This window comes from Rhodoferax sp., assembly GCF_030653815.1.
In the GTDB taxonomy this organism is placed as follows: Bacteria; Pseudomonadota; Gammaproteobacteria; order Burkholderiales; family Burkholderiaceae_C; genus Rhodoferax.
Genome location: NZ_JAURYQ010000020.1, coordinates 1 through 19,495, shown reverse-complemented (window position 1 = coordinate 19,495; position 19,495 = coordinate 1). Strand labels below are relative to the sequence as shown.

General features: G+C 64.1%; 18 protein-coding genes. 11 read left to right on the top strand and 7 right to left on the bottom strand.

Annotation, left to right across the window (positions count from 1 at the left end; translation table 11 throughout):
* Nucleotides 1-5: 5 nt before the first annotated feature.
* Both lipA and Q7U49_RS07190 read left to right on the top strand, forming a co-directional pair.
* Nucleotides 6-1,007, top strand: coding sequence for a lipoyl synthase (lipA, locus tag Q7U49_RS07195; protein WP_304763491.1), 1,002 nt, complete (start codon nucleotides 6-8; stop codon nucleotides 1,005-1,007).
* On the top strand, nucleotides 1,007-4,465 hold the full coding sequence (locus Q7U49_RS07190) for a DEAD/DEAH box helicase (RefSeq protein WP_304763490.1): 3,459 nt from the start codon (nucleotides 1,007-1,009) through the stop codon (nucleotides 4,463-4,465). The genes lipA and Q7U49_RS07190 overlap by 1 nt, the downstream gene beginning before the upstream one ends.
* 35 nt (nucleotides 4,466-4,500) lie before the next feature.
* On the opposite strand, the gene Q7U49_RS07185 is transcribed toward Q7U49_RS07190, so the two are convergent.
* The 3 genes from Q7U49_RS07185 to Q7U49_RS07175 are packed head-to-tail and all read right to left on the bottom strand — an operon-like array spanning nucleotide 4,501 to nucleotide 6,715.
* Nucleotides 4,501-4,989, bottom strand: a complete 489-nt coding sequence (locus Q7U49_RS07185; protein ID WP_304763489.1) for a hypothetical protein — start codon at nucleotides 4,987-4,989, stop codon at nucleotides 4,501-4,503.
* Entirely contained in the window at nucleotides 4,986-5,795 is an 810-nt protein-coding gene (locus Q7U49_RS07180; protein ID WP_304763488.1) for an ABC transporter permease, read from the bottom strand. The genes Q7U49_RS07185 and Q7U49_RS07180 overlap by 4 nt, the downstream gene beginning before the upstream one ends.
* Nucleotides 5,792-6,715 (bottom strand): ATP-binding cassette domain-containing protein, encoded by a 924-nt coding sequence (locus Q7U49_RS07175; RefSeq protein ID WP_304763487.1) that lies wholly within the window; start codon nucleotides 6,713-6,715, stop codon nucleotides 5,792-5,794. The genes Q7U49_RS07180 and Q7U49_RS07175 overlap by 4 nt, the downstream gene beginning before the upstream one ends.
* A 41-nt stretch (nucleotides 6,716-6,756) precedes the next feature.
* On the opposite strand from Q7U49_RS07175, the gene Q7U49_RS07170 reads away from it, so the two are divergent.
* From Q7U49_RS07170 to purT, 4 genes are read left to right on the top strand one after another with little or no spacing between them, the layout of a single operon-like run.
* Nucleotides 6,757-8,001 carry an efflux RND transporter periplasmic adaptor subunit gene (locus Q7U49_RS07170; RefSeq protein ID WP_304763486.1) on the top strand — a complete coding sequence of 415 codons (1,245 nt, stop codon included), beginning with the start codon at nucleotides 6,757-6,759 and terminating at the stop codon, nucleotides 7,999-8,001.
* Between the two features lie 8 nt (nucleotides 8,002-8,009).
* Nucleotides 8,010-9,227, top strand: coding sequence for an FtsX-like permease family protein (locus Q7U49_RS07165; protein ID WP_304763485.1), 1,218 nt, complete (start codon nucleotides 8,010-8,012; stop codon nucleotides 9,225-9,227).
* A 12-nt stretch (nucleotides 9,228-9,239) separates the two neighbouring features.
* Complete coding sequence (locus Q7U49_RS07160) at nucleotides 9,240-9,923, top strand: ABC transporter ATP-binding protein (protein ID WP_304763484.1); 684 nt, start codon at nucleotides 9,240-9,242, stop codon at nucleotides 9,921-9,923.
* Nucleotides 9,924-9,975: 52 nt separating this feature from the next.
* The gene (purT, locus tag Q7U49_RS07155; RefSeq protein ID WP_304763483.1) at nucleotides 9,976-11,214 is read left to right on the top strand and encodes a formate-dependent phosphoribosylglycinamide formyltransferase; all 1,239 of its coding nucleotides are present in this window, start codon (nucleotides 9,976-9,978) and stop codon (nucleotides 11,212-11,214) included.
* A gap of 26 nt (nucleotides 11,215-11,240) precedes the next feature.
* Here purT and Q7U49_RS07150 read toward each other — a convergent pair whose 3' ends face one another.
* The gene (locus Q7U49_RS07150; RefSeq protein ID WP_304763482.1) at nucleotides 11,241-11,873 is read right to left on the bottom strand and encodes a methyltransferase domain-containing protein; all 633 of its coding nucleotides are present in this window, start codon (nucleotides 11,871-11,873) and stop codon (nucleotides 11,241-11,243) included.
* 54 nt (nucleotides 11,874-11,927) lie between these two features.
* Here Q7U49_RS07150 and Q7U49_RS07145 point away from each other — a divergent pair, with 54 nt between their 5' ends.
* Together Q7U49_RS07145 and Q7U49_RS07140 are read left to right on the top strand one after the other, a co-directional pair.
* Complete coding sequence (locus Q7U49_RS07145) at nucleotides 11,928-12,188, top strand: AbrB/MazE/SpoVT family DNA-binding domain-containing protein (RefSeq protein WP_304763481.1); 261 nt, start codon at nucleotides 11,928-11,930, stop codon at nucleotides 12,186-12,188.
* Nucleotides 12,175-12,594, top strand: coding sequence for a type II toxin-antitoxin system VapC family toxin (locus Q7U49_RS07140; protein WP_304763480.1), 420 nt, complete (start codon nucleotides 12,175-12,177; stop codon nucleotides 12,592-12,594). The genes Q7U49_RS07145 and Q7U49_RS07140 overlap by 14 nt, the downstream gene beginning before the upstream one ends.
* 4 nt (nucleotides 12,595-12,598) lie before the next feature.
* On the opposite strand, the gene Q7U49_RS07135 is transcribed toward Q7U49_RS07140, so the two are convergent.
* Nucleotides 12,599-14,092 carry an AMP nucleosidase gene (locus Q7U49_RS07135; RefSeq protein ID WP_304763479.1) on the bottom strand — a complete coding sequence of 498 codons (1,494 nt, stop codon included), beginning with the start codon at nucleotides 14,090-14,092 and terminating at the stop codon, nucleotides 12,599-12,601.
* A 95-nt stretch (nucleotides 14,093-14,187) separates the two neighbouring features.
* Here Q7U49_RS07135 and gshA point away from each other — a divergent pair, with 95 nt between their 5' ends.
* Nucleotides 14,188-15,750 carry a glutamate--cysteine ligase gene (gene gshA, locus Q7U49_RS07130; RefSeq protein ID WP_304763478.1) on the top strand — a complete coding sequence of 521 codons (1,563 nt, stop codon included), beginning with the start codon at nucleotides 14,188-14,190 and terminating at the stop codon, nucleotides 15,748-15,750.
* Between the two features lie 8 nt (nucleotides 15,751-15,758).
* Here the strand turns inward: gshA and Q7U49_RS07125 are convergent, their stop codons facing one another.
* Complete coding sequence (locus Q7U49_RS07125) at nucleotides 15,759-17,252, bottom strand: M48 family metalloprotease (protein ID WP_304763477.1); 1,494 nt, start codon at nucleotides 17,250-17,252, stop codon at nucleotides 15,759-15,761.
* Nucleotides 17,253-17,321: 69 nt separating this feature from the next.
* Between Q7U49_RS07125 and dbpA the strand changes: the two genes are divergently transcribed.
* Nucleotides 17,322-18,710, top strand: a complete 1,389-nt coding sequence (dbpA, locus tag Q7U49_RS07120) for an ATP-dependent RNA helicase DbpA (protein WP_304763476.1) — start codon at nucleotides 17,322-17,324, stop codon at nucleotides 18,708-18,710.
* A 51-nt stretch (nucleotides 18,711-18,761) separates the two neighbouring features.
* Nucleotides 18,762-18,929 (top strand): hypothetical protein, encoded by a 168-nt coding sequence (locus Q7U49_RS07115; RefSeq protein WP_296273337.1) that lies wholly within the window; start codon nucleotides 18,762-18,764, stop codon nucleotides 18,927-18,929.
* 97 nt (nucleotides 18,930-19,026) lie between these two features.
* On the opposite strand, the gene Q7U49_RS07110 is transcribed toward Q7U49_RS07115, so the two are convergent.
* The coding region (locus Q7U49_RS07110) for a methylmalonyl-CoA mutase family protein (RefSeq protein WP_304763475.1) at nucleotides 19,027-19,495 on the bottom strand (469 nt) is incomplete at its 5' end.

Below are 19,495 nucleotides of genomic sequence, written 5' to 3'. Positions count from 1 at the left end.
AGTCCATGAACACCCTCAAAGAATCCAACACGGTGCGCGAACCCCAAAGCGCAGAAAACTACGACGCCACGGCCAAGCAAAAATCGGCGGCCAAGTTGTCGCGCATCCCGGTCAAGGTGGTGCAGGGCGAGATCTTGCGCAAGCCCGAGTGGATCCGCGTCAAGGCGGGCTCGCCCACCACCCGCTTTTATGAAATCAAGGACGTGTTGCGCGCCAACAAGCTGGTCACCGTGTGCGAGGAAGCCAGTTGCCCCAACATTGGCGAGTGCTTTGGCAAGGGCACGGCCACCTTCATGATCATGGGCGACAAGTGCACCCGGCGCTGCCCGTTTTGTGACGTCGGCCACGGCCGCCCCGACCCGCTCGATGTCAATGAGCCAGTGAATCTGGCCAACACCATTGCCCAGCTCAAGCTCAAGTATGTCGTGATCACCAGTGTCGACCGCGACGACCTGCGCGACGGCGGCGCCGGGCATTTTGTGGCCTGCATCCAGCACATCCGCGCCAAATCACCACAGACGCAAATCGAGGTGCTGGTGCCCGACTTTCGTGGTCGTGACGACCGCGCCCTCGACATTCTCAAGGCGGCGCCACCGGATGTGATGAACCACAATCTGGAAACCATCCCGCGCCTGTACAAAGAAGCCCGCCCCGGCTCGGACTACCAGTTCAGCCAGAACCTGTTGAAAAAATTCAAGGCGATGTTCCCCGACGTGCCGACCCAGAGCGGCCTGATGGTCGGCCTGGGTGAAACCGACGAGGAAATTCTGGAAGTGATGCGCGACATGCGCGAGCACGGCATCACCATGCTCACCATCGGCCAGTACCTGGCGCCATCGACATCCCACCTGACCGTCAAGCGCTACGTGCACCCCGACGTGTTCAAGATGTTCGAGACCAAGGCCTATGAGATGGGCTTCAAGCACGCCGCCGTGGGTGCCATGGTGCGCTCCAGCTACCACGCGGACCAGCAAGCCGGCCACGCCATGGGCCATACAAGGGCTTGATGCAAACCCATTGGCACAGCGCCAATCTCTGGCTGGACCTGGCCTCGCTGGTGCAGCGCTGCGACGCCGCCACTTACACGCGTGGCCTGGAGTTGTACCGCAACCAGCGCGTGCTGAGCCTGTCCATCGAACCGCTGGAAGACGAATGGTTGCTGCTGGGCGAGGTGCAGGGCAGCGTACATCAGCCCTACGAGGTCAGCATCGAAGTCAAGCGCAGTCCCGAGGGCCGCGTGCTGGAATGGGACAGCGACTGCAGCTGCCCGGTCGGTTACCAGTGCAAGCACGGCGTGGCACTGATGATCAAGGCGGCTTACAAGGGGCAGCAGATCCTGGGCGCCAGCGCGTCCGCGCCCAGCTTCAAACCGCTCACCGAACAGGAGCTGGCGGCGCAGCGTCAGGCTGATCTGGCGCGGCGCCAGGCCGCCGCCCAGCTCGAAGCCGAGAACCAGGTGATCCGCTGGCTCGGCGAACTCGAACGCAGTGGCGCCAGGGCTCCCTTGGCAGCCGGGCGCAACGATGCCAACCCGCGCCACGAGGTGTTTTTGTACCTGCTCAATGTCATTGCACCGCAGGGTCCACACCCGCTGCTGACACTCGAAGCGGTGGTGTCCTACCCCAAGGTCAACGGTGCCTGGGCCAAGGCCAAGCCCATCAAGACCATGCCCGCCAGCGGCCAGCCGGTGTACGACCTGGCCACCGAGGTCGACCGCGACGTGCTGCAGCTGATGCACACCATGCCGAGCGCCGCCAGCGCTTACTTTTACAGCTACGGCGCCAAGTCACGCGTCACGGTGGAAGGCAAATACGGCGTGCAGGCGCTCGAGCTGGCCGCCAGCACCGGGCGTCTTTTCATCGGTGACAAAAACGGTCAACCCGCCACACCCGCGCAATGGGGCGCGCCGCTGGATGTGCTTTGGCAATGGCATGAGGTCAAACAAGCCCAGGCCGATGACAGCAGCTGGGTGTTGCGCGCCAGGCTCGACCAGTCCATGGCCCAGCTGTGCCTGAACAACCCGCCGCTCTATCTGGACAGTCAGCGCGGCCTGTGCGGCCCGGCCCGCGTCAAGGACATGAGCCTGGGCCAGGTGGCGGTGTTGCTGCGCAGCCCGCCGCTCAAAACGTCGGCCCTCAAAAAGCTCCAGGTCGAGCTGGCCGAGCGGCTCGGGCCGGTGCCCTTGCCACCCGTGCTGGAGCCACTTCAAACGCTGACCGGCATCGTGCCCAAAGCCTGCCTGCATCTGACGCCGACGGCTGTGGCCGACGTGCCGACCCAGGGCCTGATGCAAGCCACGCTGCGCTTTGAGTACGCCGGCCATCGCGGCTGGTGGGTGGGCCAGGGCACCACCGTGCTCATCGACAACGCCCAAGGCAGGCTGCTGCTGCACCGCGACCCGCCAGCCGAGCTCGAAGCCATCACCAGTCTGATGCAGCTGGGCCTCACGGCCACCGGCCAGGGCGTGTTCGGCATCGCTGGCCGCGCCTCCCAACAGGTCTGGCTGCAATGGGCCGACACCGACTACGCCACGTTGCGCCAGGCAGGTTTTGACATCACGCTGGACGCAGCGCTGACGGGCTGGATCCAGCACGGTGAGGCACTCGACGTGCGCCTGCAGCCCCAGGGCGATGATGAAGCCACCTCACCCTGGTTTGATTTGTCGCTGGGGATGGAGATCAACGGCGAGCGCCACAACATCCTGCCGCTGTTGCCTGAACTCATCAAGATGGCGGCCGGCAGCCCGCGCGATGCCGTCACCGGACTGCCCGAGCTTGCGCCCTTTGTTTACCTACCCGCCCCCGCGGGTGGCTTCATTCGCCTGCCCACCGACAACCTCAGGCCCTGGCTGGGCGCGCTGCTGGAACTGGTGGGTGACCGCGACCATGACTTTGCCGGCGAGAGCCTGAAACTGTCGCGCCTGGACGCCATGCGCACCACCGCCTCGCTGGGTGAGGGCGCCGTCTGGCAGGGCGCGCAACACCTGCGCGAGTTGGTGCAGCGCCTGCAAGGCCGCACCGAATTGCCCGAAGCGCCCGTTCCAAAAAGCGTCAACGCTTCGCTGCGCCCCTACCAGCAGCAGGGCGTGAACTGGCTGCAGTTCTTGCGCGAGTACGGTCTGGCGGGCATTCTGGCCGACGACATGGGCCTGGGCAAAACACTGCAGACGCTGGTGCACATCCAGATCGAAAAGGACGCCGGCCGCCTGACGCATCCGGCGCTGATCATTGCGCCGGTGAGCCTGATGGGCAACTGGCAACGCGAGGCCGAGCGCTTTTGCCCCGGGCTGCGCAGCCTGGTGATCCACGGCAAGGACCGCCACGAGCTGGCCGGCAACATGATGGACCACGACATCGTGATTGCGCCCTACTCGTTGCTGCACCGCGACCGCGAACGTTGGCTGGAGGCGCAGTGGCACCTGGTGGTGCTCGATGAAGCGCAAAACATCAAGAACGCCAGCACCAACGCCGCGCAGGTGGCCAGCGGGCTCGACAGCCATCACCGACTGTGCCTGTCGGGCACGCCGATGGAAAACCATCTGGGCGAAATCTGGAGCCTGTTCCACTTTCTGATGCCGGGTTTTCTGGGCAGTCAGAAACGTTTTGCCGAACTGTTTCGCGCCCCCATTGAAAAGCAAGGCGACCCCGAGGCGTTGCACCAGTTGCGCGCCCGCGTCACGCCCTTCATGCTGCGCCGCACCAAGGCGCTGATCGCCCATGAGCTGCCGCCCAAGGTGGAAACCGTGATGCGCGTCGAGCTGTCGGGCAAGCAGGCCGACCTGTACGAAACCATTCGCCTGGGCATGGAAAAGACGGTGCGCGAGGCGCTCGATGTCAAGGGCCTGGCCAAGTCGCAAATCACCATTCTGGATGCGCTGCTGAAACTGCGCCAGGTCTGCTGCGACCCGCATTTGCTCAAACTCGACGCGGCCAAAAAGGTCAAGACCTCGGCCAAGCTGGCGCAGCTGATGGAAATGCTGCCCGAAATGCTGGCTGAGGGACGGCGCATTCTGCTGTTTTCGCAGTTCACCAGCATGCTGACGCTGATCGAAGCGGAGCTGAAAAAACGTGGCATCCGATGGGTCAAGCTCACCGGTCAGAGCCAGGCGCGCGATGCGCTCATCGACCAGTTCACCAGCGGCCAGGTGCCGCTGTTTTTGATCAGCCTGAAGGCCGGCGGCGTGGGTCTGAACCTGCCGCAAGCCGACACCGTGATTCACTACGACCCCTGGTGGAACCCGGCGGTGGAGGCCCAGGCCACCGGCCGTGCCCACCGCATCGGCCAAAGCAACAGCGTGTGGGTGGTGAAACTGGTGGCGCAAGGCACCATCGAAGAACGCATCCTGGCGCTGCAGGACCGCAAGGCGGCGTTGGCCGAGAGCATGTACAGCGGCGCCGTCGGGCGCAAACAAGCGCTGTTTTCGGAAAGCGATCTGGCGGAACTGCTCAAGCCGCTGTCGGCTTGAACTCAGGGACAGCCATCGGCCCGGAGGCGGGCCTCCTACAAGTGAACAGCGCCACCCGGCCGGGCGAAGCCGCCCTCGGCCCACGCCACCGCGCTGCTGCGGTTGAGCTTGAAGGACGGCGCCACGCGTACTTCGGCCAGCAATTCGTCGCCCTCGTCCCTGGCACTCAGCACGGCATAGGGGTTGTCTTCATCGGGCACGATGTCCAGACACACGGTGACGCGGCTTGAGCCGGCACTCACGGTGATGTTCTGGTGCAGCGAGGCATGCAGTTGCTGCTCGCTGCGGCGCACGAACTCGCGGGCGGTTTTGACCAGCGTGTTGAAGGCATTGACGTCGAGCGGCTTGGGGTTCTTTTTGTCGCGCCCCATGGTCCAGGGCCCGACCAGCGCCGGCTCCGATTCGGTGTCCTTGAACATGGCCACGGCCCAACCGTCGTCGTCTTCGTTTTTAATCACCCGGGCGGTCCAGCCGTCGCCACGCCACAGGCGCGGCTCCTGGATTTTTTCAGCAAATTCGCTCATGCCCGAAAGCGCTTGCGCGTGAGCGCCAGCGCCACCCAGAAACCCACGCCCGCGTAGGTGGCCAGTACCACTACCGGACGCAACCAGTCGGCGGGCCACTGGTCCATGAACAGTGGGCGCACCAGGTCGACCGCGTTGGTCAGGGGCAGCCAGCTGGATATGGCTCGCACCACCGGCGGCAACTGCTCCAGCGGGAAAAAGATGCCACTCAAAAACATCATGGGCGTCAGGAACAACGTGAAGTAATAAGTGAAAAAGTCATAGCCCTTGGCCAGCGCGTTGAAGATCAGCGCGACACAACTGAAGGTCATGCCCACCCCCAGCAAGACCGGCCAGGCCACCAGCAACTTCGGTGAATAGCTGATGCCCAACGCCAGCATCACGCCCAGAATAGCCGTCACGGTAAAAATCGCCTTGAACGCCGCCCACAGCATCTCGGCGAGCACGATGTCGTCCAGGTTGACCGGCGCGTTCATGATGCCGTCCCAGGTCTTTTGCACGTGCATCCGGCTAAAGGCCGAGTACAGCGCCTCGAAACTGGCGGCATTCATGGCGCTCATGCAGATGCTGCCGCTGGCCAGAAACAAGATATAGGGCACCTGCACGCCGTCCACCGTGACCTTGCCCACCAGCGCGCCCATGCCGTAGCCGAAGGCCACCAGCCACATCAGCGGCTCGGCAATGTTGCCGACCAGGCTGGGAATGGCCAGCTTTTTCCAGACCAGCCAATTGCGTCGAAACACCGGCCACCAGCGCATGGACAGTTGCGGTGCGCGCCAAGGCGATGGGTTGATGGCAGTTGTCATGCGTCTTCCCGGATTTGCCGGCCTGTCAATTTCAAAAACAAATCTTCCAGATTGGCCGGACGGTGCAAGGTGCGCAACTGCGGGTAGGCCGCCAGCGCCTGCAGCAGCGGCTTGGCGTCCTGGGTATAGAAAAACACGGTTTCGCCACTGACCTCGACCCGCGCCGCCATGGCTTTCAGAGGCGAGTCAGCCAACGCCAGCGCACCACTGCCGTAAACCTCCACCACATCGGGTTCCAGGTACTGCCGGATCAAATCACGCGGCGCACCTTCGGCGATTTTCTTGCCATGGTCCACCACCAGCAAGCGGTGACACAGGCGCTCGGCTTCGTCCATGAAGTGCGTGGTCAACAAAATCGACTTGCCTTGCTGCAGCAGCAATTGCAGGCGCTCCCACATCAGGTGGCGCGCCTGCGGGTCCAGGCCGGTGGTGGGCTCGTCGAGCAGCAGCAGGCGCGGGTTATTGACCAGGGCGCGCGCCAGGCTCAGGCGGCGCTTCATGCCGCCCGACAACTCGCCCGGTTTGGCATGGGCCTTGGCTGATAGCGAGGCAAATTCGAGCAGCGACGGGATGCGCTCGCGAATCTGCGCGTCTTTCATGCCGAAATAACGGCCGTACACCAGCAGGTTCTCGGCGCAACTGAAGTCGGGGTCGAGCGTGTCCAGCTGGCTCACCACCCCCAACTGCGCCTTGATGGCCAGCGCATCGCGCGGCATGGGCAGGCCAAAGGCAGTCACCGTACCTTCGTCGGGCACCGTCAGTCCCAGGCACATGCGGATGGTGGTGGTTTTGCCGGCGCCGTTGGGGCCGATGACACCCAGGCATTCGCCCGGTGCAATGGCAAAAGAGAGGTCGCTGACCACAGTCGCGTCACCATAACGCTTGACCAGGTTTTGAACAGAGAGGATGGATTCGGGCATGGGGGAATTGTCGCTGAGTCACCTTGCCTCACAATCAACGCATGACATTCAAGCGCACGTACCTCTTCTGGATCGCAGCTCTGCTGGTGGCGGGCTTGGGCTTCTACGCCTGGTCACAGCGCGGCCTGGCCGTGGAATTGGCGCGGGTGTCACAAGGGCCGATGGTGCAGTCGGTGGTGACCAGCGGGCGCATTGCCAGCGTGGCGCGCACCGACGTGATGAGCCAGAGCACCGCGCGCATCGAGCAGATGCTGGTGCGCGAAGGCGACGCGGTGCAGGCCGGCCAGGTGCTGGTGCGCCTGCGTGACGACGAAGCCAGTGCCAATGTGAAAGCGGCCCAGGCCGCTGTGGCGGAAGCGCAAGCCCGCTTGCGCCAGCTCAGTTCGGTGCAGTTGCCGGTGAGCGAGCAGCAACTCGCCCAGGCCCGCGCCGCAGCCGTGCAGGCCGAACAGGAACTGGTCCGCGCGCAAGACCTGCTCAAGCAGGGTTTTATTTCGCAAGCGCGCCTGGACGACGCGCTGCGCCAGGCGCAAACGGCGCGCGCCGCCGTGCTGGCCGCCAACGCCCAGGCGCAAGGCAACCAGACCGGCGGGGCTGAGGCCGCCGCCGCCCAGGCGCGGCTGGCGCAGGCGCTGGCCAGCGCAGCGGCGGCAGCCTCGCGGCTTGACAATTTAAGCCTGCGCGCGCCGGTCGCCGCGACCGTGATCAGCCGCCAGGCGGACCCCGGTGACACGGCCCAGCCCGGACACGTGCTGCTGACGCTGGTCAGCGGCGCCGAGACCCGCATCGAGACCAGCGTCGATGAAAAGAACCTCAAATACATCCGTCTGGGCCAGGCGGCCCGCGCCAGCGCCGACGCCTACCCGGACCAGCCTTTTGCCGCCACCTTGAGCACCATTGCCCCGGCGGTCGACGCGCAGCGCGGTACCGTCGACTTGAAATTGCAAGTGCCCCAGCCGCCAGCCTTTTTGCGCCCCGACATGACCGTGAGCGTGGAAATCATCACGGCGCAGGTGCCCAATGCGCTGCGGCTGACCACCGACGCGCTGCGCCGTGATGCCAGCGGCAAAACGTTTGTGCTGGTCGCGCGTGATGGTCTGGCCGTGCGCTTTGATGTCACACTGGGCCTGCAGGGGGTGGGCACGACGCAAATCCTCACCGGCCTGGCCGACGGCGAGTCCGTGATTCTGCCCACCACCAGCGCCGCCGCAGGGGACCGGGTGCGGCCCAAAAGCGAGGCCAAAGCGCAAGGCAACGCCCAGCCCATTCCCGGACTGACCCAGTAACACGCCGCATGTTGCGCCTGCCCTTTGCCCTGATGGTGAGCCTGCGCTACCTGCGCGAGGGCCGCATGCAAACCGTGCTGATCCTGGCCGGGGTCACCGCCGGCGTGGCGGTGATCATTTTCCTGACCACGCTGATCAGCCAGTTGCAAGCCTCCATCATCGACAAAACGCTGGGCAGCCAGGCCCACATCGTGCTCAAGGCGGCGCAGGCGGTCAACCGCACCACCCTGCCGGCGGACCAGACCGCCGCCATCATCCAGCCGCGTGCGCAACGCCTGCGCGCCATCGACCAATGGTCGGCCGTGGCGCAACTGGCCGCGCAAACGCCCGGCGTGCTGGCGGTGTCGCCCACGCTCTCGGGCGCGGGCTTTGCGGCGCGCGCCGACGCCAGCCAGCCCATTGCCATGATGGGCATCGACAGCCAGGCCTACCAGCGCATTGTGCGGATGGAAAAATACCTCAAGGCCGGCCGCTTCGAGGTCAGCGGCGCCAACGCCGTGATCGGCGTCGAGCTGGCCAAGGACCTGGGCGTGACCGTGGGCGACAAGGTCAGGCTGGTGACCATGGACGGGCGCAATGACTTGTTCAGCATTGCCGGCATCTTTGACATCGGCAACCGCGATCTGAACCGGCGCTGGGTGTTTATCAGCGTCAAGGTGGCACAAACGCTGCTCGACCTGCCCGGCGGCATCACCCAGATCGACCTGCGCGTGGCCGATTTGTTTGCGGCCGAAGCCATCGCCCGGCCGCTGCAGGCGCAAACCGGCTTGCAGGTGGAGAGCTGGATGCAAAGCAACGCGCAACTGCTGTCGGCGCTCAACAGCCAGAGCATCTCCAACAACCTGATCCGCGCCTTTGTCACCGTGATCGTGGCGGTGGGCATTGCCAGCGTGCTGGTGGTGTCGGTGGTGCAAAAACAAAAGGAGATCGGCATCTTGCGCGCCATGGGCGCCAGCCCGCAGCGCATCATGGCGGTGTTTTTGCTGCAGGGCGGTTTTTATGGACTGTTGGGCTCGGCGCTGGGCTCGGGTCTGGCGCTGGGCTTGCTCAATTTTTTCTCACGCATCACGCGTAATGCCGACGGCAGCGTGCTGGTGAGTCCGGACCTGGATATGGCTGTGGTGCTCAGCGCCTGCGCGCTGGCGCTGGGCGTGGGCCTGCTGGCTGCCGCCCTGCCGGCGCGGCGCGCCGCCAAGCTCGACCCAGTGCAGGCCATCCGGGTCTAGCACAGCAACACCATGGGCAACATCGTTGAACTCCGCCAGGTGCGCAAGAGCTACGGCGAAGGCACGCCGGTGGTTACCGAAGTGCTGCACGGCATCGACCTGGCCATTGCCGAGGGCGAGTTTGCAGCCCTCACCGGCCCGTCGGGCTCGGGCAAAAGCACGCTGCTCAACATCATCGGCCTGCTCGAGCACGCCAGCAGCGGCCAGTTGCGCATCAACGGCCAGGACACGGCGCAACTGAGCGATGCGGCCATCACCGCTTTACGCGGGCGCAGCATCGGTTTCATTTTTCAGTTCCACCACCTGCTGCCGGGTTTCAGCGCGCTGGAAAACGTGATGATGCCGGCCATCATCGACAGCGGCTGGCCCAGCACCCAGGCGCACGACACCGCCATGCAGCTGCTGACGCAGGTCGGCCTCAAAGACGCGGCGCACAAGCGGCCGGCGCAACTCTCGGGCGGCATGCAGCAGCGCGTGGCCATTGCCCGCGCGCTGTCCCTGTCGCCGCGCCTGATCCTGGCCGACGAGCCCACCGGCAACCTCGACACGCACAGCGCCGACGAGGTTTTCGAATTGCTGCAGAGCATCAACCGCGAACGGCAATCGGCCTGCCTGATCGTCACCCACGACGCCGGTCTGGCGGCGCGCTGCCAGCGCCAAGTCCGGATGGTCGATGGGCAGTTGCTGGTTTCATAAAATCAAGCATCATCCCTCCCATACTCAACGGACGCCCATTCGCGCAAACACCATGACCACCATCGGCACCCCCCTGTCCCCCAACGCCACCCGCGTCATGCTGCTCGGCAGCGGCGAACTGGGCAAGGAAGTCATCATCGCACTGCAGCGCCTGGGCGTGGAAACGATTGCCGTGGACCGTTATGACAACGCGCCGGGCCAGCAGGTGGCGCACCACGCCCGCACCGTGGTGATGAGTGATCCGGCGCTGCTGCGGGCGCTGATCGAAGAGGAAAAACCCGACCTGGTGGTGCCCGAAATCGAAGCCATTGCCACGCCCATGCTCGAAGTGCTGGAAGCGACCGGCGTGGTGCGCGTGATCCCGACCGCCCGCGCCGCGCGCCTGACCATGGACCGCGAGGGCATCCGCCGCCTCGCCGCCGAAACCCTGGGCCTGCCGACCAGCCCCTACCAGTTCTGCGACTCGCTGGCCGAGTTGCAAGCCGCCATCGACGGTGTGGCGGGCAAGCCGGGCATTGGCTACCCCTGCATCGTCAAACCGGTGATGAGCTCCAGCGGCAAGGGACAAAGCAAGCTCAACGGCCCGGCCGATGTGCAGACCGCTTGGGACCATGCCATGGCGGGGGGGCGCGTCAGCCACGGCCGCGTGATTGTGGAAGGCTTCATCGACTTCGACTATGAGATTACCCTGCTCACGGTGCGCGCCAAGGGTGCCGACGGCCAGATCGAAACCCATTTTTGCGAGCCCGTCGGCCACGTCCAGGTCAATGGCGACTATGTGGAAAGCTGGCAGCCGCACCCAATGCACCCGGCAGCGCTTCAGAAGGCTCAGCAGATTGCCAAGACCGTCACCGACGACCTCGGCATCGAGCTGGACGGCCAAGCCTCGGGCCTGGGGCTCTTCGGTGTCGAGCTGTTCGTCAAGGGCGAGCAGGTGTGGTTCAGTGAGGTGAGTCCGCGCCCGCACGACACCGGCCTGGTCACGCTCACCACCCAATGGCAAAGCGAGTTCGAGCTGCACGCCCGGGCGATTTTGGGGCTGCCGGTCAATACCGCGCTGCGCAACCCGGGTGCCAGCGCGGTGATTTACGGCGGCATTGACGCTGAGGGCATTGTGTTTGACGGTGTTGATGAGGCCCTGCGCGTGCCCGGCACCGACATCCGCCTGTTCGGCAAGCCCGAGAGTTTTGTCAAACGCCGCATGGGCGTGGTGCTGGCGGCGCACGCGGACATCGGGCAGGCGCGTGTCAATGCCAAGCTGGCGGCGTCGAAGGTGAAAACTCGGGTCTGACCCGCAAGCTGTCTAATTTGTTGGGGTCAGAGCACGTTTGCTTCGCAAAGTGGTCTGACCCGCAAGGTTTCAAATTTCGCCATCTGTGTTGAACTGCCGCGCACCGGGTCGAGCGGGCCGAGATCGGAAAAACTGACACTGTAGCCATGGCGCTGCGCCACACCGCCGGCCCAATGCTGAAACTGGGCCCGGGTCCACTCAAAGTGGTGGCCCACATGGCGCTTTCGCCCGGCGGCCATGCCGTGCAGCACGTTGTATTCCTGATTCGGCGTGGTCACCAACACCAACTGCGGGCGCATGCCGGCAAACACGGCGCGCTCGACCCTGGGCAGATGACCCGGCGTGATGTGCTCAATGGTCTCCAGCATCACGGCGGCATCAAAGCCTTTCAGCTCGGCATCCACTTCTTCAAAGGAGCCCAGCCGCACCGCCAGCCGCGCGTCGGGCTGCAGCCAGTTCAGGCCCAGTACCGCGCGCGCATCGGCCAGCGCACGGGCATCAATGTCGATGCCCAGCAGGCGCTCAAACTGCGGGTGTTCGCGCAGGCGCAGCAACAGTTCGCCGGGGCCGCAGCCCAAGTCCAGCACGCTGGTCGCGCCACTGTCCTGCAACGCGCGCACCACTGCGTCCAGGCGTTCAATGTGCAGCAAGGTGGACACGGTTCAATGACTTTCTGCTAAAGTTCTCTTACAAGGTAAGAAATAGGAGTCGACATGCAAACTGTAACCGTTTCCGAAAAAGGTCAGGTGGTGATACCGGTGCAAATCCGGCGCCGCCTTGGCATTGCCCCAGGCTGTCAACTGAACTTCAGCCTGGAAGGGCAAGTGATCCACGTCGAGATGAAGCGCCAGGTGGTACCCTCCAAAGTCGACGACGGTTTTGGCATGCTGGTGTGCAAAAAACCGGGCCAGCGCCAGCTGGCAGATTTTGACGTGGCGCAGGCCATGCGCGAGGCAGGCAATGATCGCCCTTGACACCAATGTGCTGGCCCGTTTTTATGTCGACGATCCCGCCGACGCGGAAGCGGCCAGCCAGCGCCCGGCGGCACGCCGCCTGCTGGGCGAGTCAGCCCAGATCTTTGTCCCTTTGACGGTGGTGCTGGAGCTCGAATGGGTGTTGCGGGCCTTTTACGGCTTTGACGCTGAAGATTTTGTCCGGGTAATCAGGCACTTGCTCGGCCTGCCCAACGTCAGCGTCGAAGAATGGTCGCGCATCAACGATGCCCTGGCATGGCACAGCGATGGGCTGGACTTTGCCGATGCGCTCCACCTGGCAGCCAGCAGCCATTGCGCCGAATTCATCAGCTTTGATGACCGGCGCTTTGCACGCCGCGCCAAGCGTCTGAATCTGGTGCCGCCTGTCGTGGTGCCAGCAAGCTGACTTTTTACTGAAACGCCACCTCGGCAAAGCTGCGCAATTTGCGGCTGTGGAGCTGGTCAATGCCCTGTTCGCGCAGCAACTCCAGCGCGCGGATGCCGATGCGCAGGTGCTGGTCGACGCGCTCACGGTAAAAGTGGTTGGCCATGCCGGGCAGCTTGATCTCGCCGTGCAGCGGCTTGTCGCTGACACACAGCAGGGTGCCGTAGGGCACGCGAAACCGGAAGCCGTTGGCGGCAATGGTGGCACTTTCCATGTCGAGCGCCACCGCGCGACTCTGGCTGAAACGGCGCTGCGGGCCGTTGTCGGGCAGCAGTTCCCAGTTGCGGTTGTCGGTGGAGGCTACGGTGCCGGTGCGCATGATGCGTTTGAGCTCCGGCCCCTTGAGCCGGGTCACCTCCGACACGGCAGACGCCAGCGCCACCTGGATTTCGGCCAGCGCGGGGATGGGCACCCACAACGGCAGTTCCTCGTCAAGCACATGGTCCTCGCGCACATAGCCGTGCGCCAGCACGTAATCGCCCAACTGCTGGCTGCTGCGCAAGCCGGCGCAATGGCCCAGCATGATCCAGGCATGCGGACGCAAAACGGCAATGTGGTCGGTGATGGTCTTGGCATTGGCCGGGCCCACGCCAATATTGACCATGGTGATGCCGCTGCCGTCGGGGCGCACCAGGTGGTAGGCGGGCATTTGCGGCAACCTGGGCGGTGGTGGCATGGATTGCCGCGCTTCGCTCGCAATGACGGCTACTTTTTCAGTCACCACATTGCCCGCCTCGACAAACGCGACATAGTCGCTGGCGGGGTCCTGCATGGCCTCATGGCCAAGCCGGACAAATTCGTCAATGTAGAACTGGTAGTTGGTGAACAGCACAAAGTTCTGAAAATGCTCGGGGCCGGTGCCGGTGTAATGGCGCAAGCGCTGCAATGAATAGTCTACCCGGGGCGCGGTGAACAGTGACAAGGGTTGTGGCTCGCCAGCGCGCGGCGCATGGGTGCCGTTGGCAATGCCGTCGTCCATGGCGGCCAGGTCGGGCAGGTCGAACACGTCGCGCATCAGCTGGCGCCGCTGCTGGCTCAGGCTGCCTTCCACATGGCCGTCCTCGGCAAAGGAAAAATGCACCGGAATCGGCTGGTTGCTGGTACCCACCTCCAGTTCCACGCCATGGTTGTCCAGCAGCAGGGTGAACTGCGCCAGGTAGTAGCTGGCGAACAGGTCAGGCCGGGTCAGGGTGGTCTCGAAACGGCCCGGGCCGGCCACAAAACCATAGCTCAGACGCGCCGACTCGCTGGAGGTCTGGCGCGTCACGGTGTCGGTCTGCACCCGCACAAACGGGTAACAGGCGCGCACGTGGCCGGGCAGGTCTTCACCCGCCACATAACGCTGCATGGCCTGGCGCAGGTGGGCAATGCTGTTGTCATAAATCAGCCGGGCCTGCGCCAAGGCAGCCGCCGGGTCGGTGAAGCGCATGGGCGCAATGAAAGCAGGCAAATAAGACATGTTCACATTGTTCCACGACCGGGTGACATGGGCGCGGCCGGGCATTTGGCAAAACTGCCATACTCTGCGTCCAAGAATCCGATAACAACATAGTCATGCTGAAATTTACCTGTTGCAACGAAGTCCGCCAGTTTTCCGAAGGCGCCCAGGCCCTGCTGCTGCGTGGTATCCAGCGCGGTTTTGAGCGCGAATGCCTGCGCATTGACCGCAGTGGCCAGTTGGCCAAAACGCCGCACCCCGGCGCGCTGGGCTCCAAACTGACCCACCCCTGGATCACCACCGACTACGCCGAGGCGCTGCTGGAGTTCATCACGCCGCCGTCCAGCGCGCCTGGCTTTCCGATGGAGTTTTTAAAAGACATCCACCGCTTCAGCGCCCAGCAACTTGAAGGCGAGTTTCTCTGGGCGGGCTCCATGCCCTGCCGCATCGGCCCAGACGCCGACATTGCGATTGCCGACTACGGCCCCACCAACGCGGCACGTTTCAAGATGGTGTACCGCGAAGGCCTGGGGCTGCGTTATGGCCGCGCCATGCAGACCATTGCCGGGGCGCACTACAACTGGTCGCTGCCGCAGGAATTCTGGCTCAGCCTGCGTGACTGCTGCGGCGGCGCGCCCAACTTGCAGGACTTCATCGACCAGCGCAGTTTTGGCCTGATCCGCAATTTCTTGCGTTATGGCTGGCTGGTGCCCTACCTGTTCGGTGCCTCCCCGGCGCTGTGCCAGTCGTTTTTGCAGGGGCACCCCAGCGATTTGACCGAACTCGTGCCCGGTACCCTGCACGGCGCCTATGCCACCAGCCTGCGCATGAGCGACCTGGGGTACCAGAACCACGCGCAAGACAAACTCAACATCAACTTCAACTCGCTCGCCGAATACACCGATGGGCTGGAGGCAGCGATCCGCACACCCGACCCGTATTACGCCGAGCTGGGCGTGCGCGAAGGCGAACACTGGAAGCAGCTGAGCGACAGCCTGCTGCAGTTGGAGGCCGAGTTTTATGCCCCGATGCGGCCCAAGCGCATCGCCCCCAACGGCGAGCGCCCGGCCAAAGCGCTGCGCACCCTGGGCGTGCAGTACCTTGAAATGCGGCTGTTCGACCTGAACCCCTTCATTGACATTGGCATTGCGCCCGAGCAAAGCCTGTTTGCCGACGTATTGATGCTGATGTGCCTGTTTCGCGCCAGCCCACCCATCACCAGCCGCGAGCAAAGCGAAAACGACGAAAACAAACGCCGTGTGGTCACGCGTGGCCGCCAGCCCGGCCTGCAACTGCTGGTGCACAACCACGAACAACCGTTGCGCGCGCTGGCGCATGAGTTGTTTGACGACATGGCGCCGTTTGCTGCCATGCTCGACACCGCCTATGGCGGCCAAAGCTACCAGGCAGCGATGCAAGACCTGCGCCTGCGCATTGACGAGCCCGAACGCACGCCCTCAGCCCAGGTGCTGGAGGCCATCAAGCAACACGGCGGTTATTTCAACTTTGCATTTGCGATGTCAAAAACCCACACCCAGAGCCTGCAGGCCAGCGCCCTGTCCGCCGACGCCCTGGCCCGGTTCAAGACCAGTGTGCAGGCGTCACTGGCGGCGCAACGGCAGCTGGACGCGGCGCCGCAAGAACCGTTTGAGGATTTTGTGGCGGCTTACTTTGCGTGAGCCTGCCCTTATTCCACCACCTTCACCAACTGTCCCACCCTGGGCGCACCGCCGCCGTAGAAGCCGTTGATCAAGCGCAACTGCGCTTCGGCCTGGGGCAGCGGGGAGCGCTGGGCCAACTGGGCAAAGCCACCCGCAGGGTAAGCCGTGGTGCGCAGGGTCCAGGGTCGGGCAGCGGTGCGGTCTGGCGCCGTCATGGCGCGAAAACTGCCCTGCGCCTGCGCCAAACCCGCTCGGGCCTGCTGCAGCGCAGCGGCATTTTTGCCAGCGGGCACCATCACGAACACCGTGCCTCGAGGGCCCGTCACCAGCGTGGCATCGATCGACTGCTGACCCTGGTTGGTGGTACGGCTGCCAACAAAGCGGGTGGCCTGGAGTCCGTTGATGTTCAGACGCTCTGTGCGGCCCTGGCTGGGCTTGAGCAAGTTGCGGATCACCTCGTCATGGGTGCTGCCTGCCTTCGGGGGTGCCACCTGGATCATCAAGGCGGCGTCCCGGGCGGCATTGACCAGCGCCAGCTGGCTGGCCTCGTTCTGAATCTTCCAGCCCGTGGGGGCGGTGATGGCAATGCCCATGTCGGCGTGGTAAAAATTCTGGCCGCGCGTCACGCCCTGGTCGGCACTTTCACCATAGGCCATGCCGGCAATGGCCTGCAGGTAGCGGGCGCGGCCATCATCGGCGTACTGACCCTTGAGCTGCGTGGCCTGCTGGCTGATTTGCTGCAGGCGCTGGTCGTTGCTCGGGTGCGACGACAACCAACTGCCCGACGCCGGGGCTGCACGGCCCTCGGCACGGGCCTGGTCGGCGGCAAAACGCTCCTGGCTTTTCAGCGAGTTGATCACGTTGACCATGTTGCGCGGGTCATAGGCGGTGCGCGCCAGGTACTCGGCGCCCAGGGTGTCGGCCTGCAGTTCCTGGTCGCGGCTGTACGAGGCAATGTAGCCCGAGGCCACGGTTTGCGAGAACTCACTGGCCAGCCGTCCGGCGCCACTCATGCCCCGGCTTTCCAGCACGGCACCCAGCACGCTCGCCGCCAGCACGCCCAGCCCGGCATCCTGCTGGCGGGTGGCGCGCTGGGCGCCGTGACGGGCCGTGACATGGCCGATTTCATGGCCGATCACACCCGCCAGTTCCGCCTCGTTTTGCAGGTAGGCCATGATGCCGCGCGTCACGTAGACATAACCACCGGGCAGCGCAAAAGCATTGATCTCAGGGCTGTCGAGCACAGTAAAGTGCCATGGCAATTGCTCGCGGTGCGACTGTTTGGCCAGGCGCTGGCCCAGGTTGTTCACATAGGCCTGTAGCCGCGCGTCCTTGACCACGCCGTATTCCTGCAGCACCTCTTGGTGTGCCTTGGCGCCCTCGGTCAACTCCATTTGCTCGCTCATCACCGAGCGCTCGGCTTGGCCGCTGACCGGGTTCACGATGGCGCTGCCACAGGCCGAGAGCAGCGCCACCAGCAGCAGGGACGTGCCGAAACGGCACTTTGGTTTTTGCAACATGTCAGGTTCTCCTTTTCGGCCAATCACAGCGTCCATTGTGCACACTTGGGTAAAAACGATAATCCTGCCATGACAAACACCATCTCCCTGGCTTTCAGCACCCTGCCGCTCAACCCCGCCACGCTGGACAACCTGCAGCAACTGGGCTACCTGGCCATGACCCCGATTCAGGCCGCCAGCCTGCCCACTGCGCTGGCCGGACGGGACCTGATCGCCCAGGCCCAGACCGGCAGCGGCAAGACCGCCGCCTTTGGCCTGGCGCTGCTGGAGCGTCTCAACCCGCGCCGCTTTGCCGTGCAGGCGCTGGTGCTGTGCCCCACGCGCGAACTGGCCGACCAGGTGGCGGTGGAAATACGCCGCCTCGCCCGTGCCCTGGACAACATCAAGGTGGTGACCCTGTGTGGCGGCGTGGCGCTGCGCGGCCAGCGCGCGTCACTGGAGAACGGCGCGCACATTGTGGTCGGCACGCCCGGGCGCGTGATGGACCACTTGGCGCGCGGCTACCTGGCGCTGGACGCGCTGACCACGCTGGTGCTCGACGAGGCCGACCGCATGCTCGACATGGGGTTTCTCGACGACATCGTGACTGTCACCAAACAGTGCCCGCCCGAGCGCCAGACCCTGCTGTTTTCCGCTACCTACCCGGAAGGCATCGAAAAACTGGCGAAGCAGTTCATGCGCTCACCCGAGCAGATCACGGTGGCTGACAGCACCGAGAAAAGCCTGATCGAACAGCGCTTCTACGAGGTCACCCGGCCCACCCGCTTTGAGGTGGTGGCCAAGCTGCTGAACCACTTTCGCCCGGTCAGCACGCTGGCGTTCTGCAACACCAAGCAACAATGCAAGGACCTCGTCACCACCCTGCAGCAGCAGGGCTTCAGCGCGCTGGCACTGTATGGCGAACTTGAGCAGCGCGAGCGTGACCAGGTGCTGGCGCAGTTTGCCAACCGCAGCGCGTCCGTTCTGGTGGCCACCGACGTGGCGTCGCGCGGCATCGACATCAAGGAACTCAGTGCAGTGATCAATGTCGACATCACGCCCGACCCCGAGGTGCATGTGCACCGCATTGGCCGCACCGGGCGGGCTGGCGAAACCGGCCTTGCATTCAGTTTGGCGGCCATGTACGAAATGGGCGCCGTGGGCAAGATCGAGCAATACCAAAAACAACCGTCCACCTGGCACAAGCTCGACGAACTCACGCCTACCGGCAAAGGCCCGTTGTTGCCGCCCATGGTCACGCTGCAAATTCTGGGCGGCCGCAAGGAAAAAATCCGCCCCGGCGACGTACTGGGCGCCCTGACGGCCGACGCCGGTTTTAGCCGTGAACAAATCGGCAAGATCGTGGTAACCGAGTTCACCACCTTTGTCGCCGTTCAGCGAGACATTGCCAGAGAAGCCATGCAAAAACTCAATGCAGGCAAGGTCAAGGGCAAAAGTGTCAGGGTGCGGGCGCTTTAGCCGCCAAGTGCGGGATAATCGCCGTTTTTATTCACTCACTGGAGTCCACTCATGGCCAAAGAATTCCGCACCGAAGCTGACCGCAAGGCAAGCCCCCGTCCTGTCGCCCCCAAGGGCGTGTGTTTTACCGCCCCGCACGGCCAGATGCGCAGCCTCGAGCGTGGCGTGGCCACCAACAACAAGAAGAACCCCGGCAAGCGCTGCAAAAAGGGCGGTTGATTGGTTCCATTGCAAAAACGGCCCTTTCGGGCCGTTTTGCTTTGATTAGTTGGGGTCAGAGCACGTCGCTGCGCGAGTGGTCTGACCCGCAAGACATCTACATATTGCGCCGGTACTGCCCACCCACCTCGAACAAGGCGTTGGTGATCTGGCCCAGCGAGCACACGCGCACGGCATGCATCAGCACCTCGAACACATTCTGGTTGTCGATCACGGCCTGCTTCAGACGCGCCAGCATGGCGGGGGCTTCTTTGGCGTGACGCGCATGGAAGTCGACAAGCCGCTTTAGCTGGCTCTGCTTTTCTTCTTCCGTACTGCGCGCCAGTTCCAGCTTGTCATTGACCGGGTCGCCGTGCGGGTTGCGGAAGGTGTTGACACCGATGATGGGCAACTCGCCGGTGTGCTTGAGCATCTCGTAGTGCATGGATTCGTCCTGAATCTTGCCGCGCTGGTAGCCAGTTTCCATGGCACCCAGCACGCCGCCGCGCTCGGTGATGCGCTCGAATTCCAGCAGCACAGCTTCTTCGACCAGTTCGGTCAATTCCTCGATGACAAAGGCGCCCTGT